Annotated in this window: 3 protein-coding genes; all 3 read right to left on the bottom strand. The window is 63.8% G+C overall.

Annotated elements, in window-relative coordinates; translation table 11 throughout:
* Positions 1-2,882: efflux RND transporter permease subunit (locus HLH35_RS19540; RefSeq protein WP_182980721.1), on the bottom strand; the 2,882-nt coding region annotated here is incomplete at its 3' end.
* Entirely contained in the window at positions 2,879-3,979 is a 1,101-nt protein-coding gene (locus HLH35_RS19535) for an efflux RND transporter periplasmic adaptor subunit (protein WP_182980720.1), read from the bottom strand. The genes HLH35_RS19540 and HLH35_RS19535, both read right to left, overlap by 4 nt.
* An 85-nt stretch (positions 3,980-4,064) precedes the next feature.
* A partial coding sequence (locus HLH35_RS19530; RefSeq protein ID WP_182980719.1) for a TetR/AcrR family transcriptional regulator occupies positions 4,065-4,514 on the bottom strand: 450 nt, incomplete at its 5' end.

Raw genomic sequence — 4,514 nt, 5'->3', positions numbered from 1 at the left:
ACCGGGCGGGCACGCTGCACGGTCGCCTCGACCACCGAATGGAACGGATCGAGCCCCGCCGCCTGATTGACCTTGATCTGTCCGATCAGGATCAGCGTGTTGCGCATCAGGATGCCCGACAAGCCGATCAGCCCCAGGATCGCGTTGAAGCCGAATGGCTGATGGAAGATCAGCAGGGTCGGAACAGTTCCGATCAGCCCCAGCGGGGCCGTCAGGAACACCATGAACATGCCGGAGATGGACCGGGTCTCGAACACCAGGACGATCAGGGTCAGCAGGACCATCACCGGAAAGATCGGCACCAGGGCCTTGTTGGCTTTTCCGGATTCTTCCGCGTTGCCGCCGGCCTCAATACGATAGCCGGGGGGCAGCATCGCGCGGACCGACGCCAAAGCCAGATCGATTTCCGCCGAGACCTGCGGCGGCTGCAGGTTTTCGTCGATATCGCTCTGTACCGTGATCGTCGGAATCCGGTCACGCCGGCGCAGGATGGGGTCTTCCGCGCGGATCTCGACGTGACCGATCTGGCTGAGCGGAATCAATTGGCCCGTGCGGTTGCTGATGGTCATGTCGCCCAGCTTCGCCGGGTCCAGACGATCGGGTCCCGCACTACGAACCACGAGATCGACGGTCCGGACGTCCTCGCGAACCTGCGTGACCGGCACGCCCAGCAGCAGGAACTGGATCTGTTCGGATGCTTCCTGGGAGGACAGTCCGATCAGTTGCAGCCGCGCCTGGTCCAGCACGAAATGCGCCGTCTGTACGCGCTCGCCCCAATCGGCATTGACCTGCCGCGTATGCGGATTGTTCCGCATGATCGTGCCGACCTGGGCCGCGATATCGCGCACCCGATCCGCATCCGGTCCCATGACACGGAACATGACCGGAAAATGGGTGTAGGGGCCGAAGACGAACTGCGTCACGCGGATCCGGGCATCAGGCGCCATCCCCTGGGCCACGGCTTGCCGCATACGATCGCGCAAGCGGTCGCGGTCCTGGGCACTTGGGGTCAGGACGACGATCTTCGCAAAGGAAGGGTCGGGCAGCTCGGGGTTGTACGCCAGGAAGAAACGCGGCGCGCCGGCGCCCACATAGCTGGTGACGATCCTCGCCTCGGGCTGCGTCTTCAACCAGGCCTCCACACGGGCCGTGACCCGCGTGGTGGCTTCGATACTGGTGCCCTCCGGCATCTGTACCTCGGCCAGCAGTTCCGGGCGGTCCGAACTGGGGAAGAATTGCTGCCGGACAGAACCCATCCCGACGAAGGCCAGCAGGAACAACGCCAGCACCGCCCCCGCGACCAGGAACTTGCGGCGCACGACCCACACGACCAGGCGCCGGAAGCGACGGTAATTGGGCGTGGCGTAGATATGTTCGTAGGCGCCGTCGATCCGCTTGATGTCGGGCAACAGCTTGACACCGAGATAGGGCGTGAACACCACGGCCACGAACCAGGAGGTCAGCAGCGCATAGCCGACGATCCAGAAAATGTTGCCGGCATACTCGCCGGCGGTCGAGCGCGCGAAGCCGACCGGGGTGAAACCGATGATCGTGACCAGCGTGCCGGCCAGCATCGGAGCCGCCGTGTGGCTCCAGGCATAGGCGGCGGCCTTCGTGCGTTCGTACCCTTCTTCCAGCTTCACCACCATCATTTCGATCGCGATGATCGCGTCATCGACCAGAAGGCCCAGCGAGATGATCAGCGCCCCCAGCGTGATGCGATCCAGCGCCCGACCTGTCACCAGCATGATGACCATGACGATCGACAGCGTCAGCGGCACGGCCGCCGCGACGACGATGCCGACCCGCCAGCCCAAGCTTACCAGGCTGACGACCATCACCACCGCGAGGGCCACGAAAAACTTCAGCATGAACTCGCCGACGGCGGCATGAATGATGCCGGCCTGGTCGACGATTTTCGTCAGCGTGACCCCGACGGGCAGCCCCGCCCCCAGCGTCTTCTCCGCCGCGGCCAGGGACTGACCGAGCTTCAGCCCGTTCCAGTGATCCTGCATCACGACGTTCAGCACCAGAGTCTGCGCCCCGGCATGCCGGACAAGGTAGGTCGGTGGGTCCTCGTACCCCCGCTCCACCGTCGCGATGTCCGAAATCTTGAGAGTCCTGCCACCCGCCGCGATGGGGATGTCGCGAATTTTCTGCACATCGTCCAGCGCGCCGTCCAGTCGCACAAAGACCTGCGGGCCGCGCGTATCGATCGAACCCGCGGCCGTCACCGCATTCTGACGCTGAAGCGCCGCGAACACGTCCTGGGCGCTGATCCCGAGCGTGACCAATCTGGCATTGAAAAAATTGACGAAGATCTGTTCCGGCCGTTCGCCGATAATATCGACCTTGCGCACGCCCGGCACATGCAACAGGCGCTGCCGCACCGTTTCCGCCTGACGGACCAGCAGGCGTTCGGGCAATCCATGACCGTCCAGCGCATAGACCGCAAAATCGACATCGGAATATTCGTCATTGACGAACGGTCCCTGCACGCCCTTCGGCAGAAGGGGCATGGTGTCGTACAGCTTCTTGCGCGTCTGGTAGAATTGCTCGGGAACGGCCGCAGGCGGCGTGTTGTCCTTGAGCGTGACCATCATCAGCGCCAGGCCTGGCCGGGTCAATGTTTCCACCCGGTCGTACCATTGCAGTTCCTGCACGCGCTTTTCCAGAGGATCGGCCACCAGATCCTGCATTTCCTGCGCCGTGGCACCTGGCCAGACAGCGGTCGCCGTCAGGGTTTTGACGGTGAAGGCGGGGTCCTCGGCACGGCCGAGACTGAAGAACGCGTAGGCGCCCGACAATGCAAGTGCCACGATCAGGAACAATGTGATCCCGCGCTCGCGCACCGCGAGCGCGGACAGGTTGAATCCGCTCATTGCATCGCGACCTTTGTCGAGGCGATCTGGACATGCTCGCCGACATGCAGATAGTGACCGCCGGCTGCCGCGATCAGCATGCCCGGGCGAAGATCCGCACCGGGGACGACCGTCGCCGTATCTTCACTGATATGTGCGATCTGTACCGGATGAAAGCTGACCGTCGATGCCCGGCCATCCACGCTCCAGACGCCGGGCCCCTTGCCCTCGTCATCGACGGCGCCCAACGGCACGACGAGCGCGGACGGATCGTCGCTGGCTTCAGGCAGGTGGACACGCACCGTCGCCCCCAGCGGCGCGTCCGCGCCAGGCCCGTCCATGACGTAACGGGCCTCGAACGTGCGGGTACGCGGGTCGGCGGCGTCGGACAGTTGCCGCAGATGCGCGGACACGCGGGAACCCGCGTCATACAGTTCGGCTTCCGCCGCGGAATGCAGGATCGGACGCACCCCTTCCGGCAGGTCGATTGCGGCCTCGCGCGGGCCGGCATGTGCCAGCACAATCACGGTCTGGCCGGCCGCGACGACATGCCCCGGTTCCGCCAGGGTCTGGACGACGACACCGTCTTCATCCGCCCGCAGCAGGGAATAATCGTCCTGATTACGGGCAATCTTCTCCTGCGCGATCGCCGCGTCCAGTTGCGCGCGGGCGCTGTCCGCTTCGGCCTTCACCTGATCGTAGGCCGAGGCTGCCACGGCACCGGTCGCGACAAGGCCGCGATAGCGACGCTCATCCGCCGCGGCCTGGAGCCAGCGGGCACGCAAGGATGCCACACTGCCGACCTGGGTCGTCACGGCATGGAGGTAATCCGTCGGGTCCAGGCGCATCAGCACCTGCCCCTTTGAGACAGTCTGTCCCGTGTCGACCAGGCGTTCGACGATCTTGCCGGACACGCGAAAGCCGAGATCGCTTTGGACGCGGGCCGCTACGACCCCCGTGTAGACATGCTCGGGAGTCGCTACGGATTCGATCCGCACCGTCTCCACGATACGGTCGGCCGTGCGTGGATCAGGATCGTCTTTGGGCTTGCAGGCCGACAGCCCGAAAACGGTGCAGATGCCGGCCGCTGCAAGAAGGGATAGGCGTGTTCCAGCCATGTTCGGGCTCCCAACGGGTTTGGAAGCCCAAATTGTACACGAGTGACCATATTGTCAATCTGTCACATAAAGCCTTGTGCCCCATTCACGGCGCGAGACTTCTCAAGACGAGACTGGCCAGCGTCGCCGCATCGTCGTCCAGCGTATCCATGTGCTGTTCAAGCAGGAGGGGATGATAGATCGACTGCAGGACCAGCATGATGGCGTGACAGGTCTCGTCAACGGGCGTCTTGCGCTCGAACTCGCCTCCCTCGCGGCCTTCGCGGATCAGGTGCTCGACCATACCGCGCAACGCATCGGCAAAACTCCTGGCAGACGTCCATTCCTCCTCCACCGCCGAATAGACGATATCGTGCAGTTTACGCTCGTGCGAAAACAGCGCGACCGTATTGCGCGCCAGAGCGAGGAAAACCCTGCGCATTCTGTCGGAAGCCGGCTTGTCTTCCTCAACGATCGCCTGGATATCCGCCTGCATCTTGCCGTGCTGAAGCGCGCAGATGGCCTCGCCGATCGCCTTCTTCGATTCAAAGAATTT

This window comes from Gluconacetobacter asukensis, from assembly GCF_014174375.1.
Taxonomy (GTDB): Bacteria; Pseudomonadota; Alphaproteobacteria; order Acetobacterales; family Acetobacteraceae; genus Gluconacetobacter; species Gluconacetobacter asukensis.
Note: the sequence above shows the minus strand (reverse complement) of the source record. Positions and strands in the feature narration are given on the sequence as shown.

Coding starts and splice junctions, on each gene's coding strand:
- HLH35_RS19535 (WP_182980720.1), bottom strand. CDS start 3,979: ATGGCTGGAACACGCCTATCCCTTCTTGCAGCGGCCGGCATCTGCACC.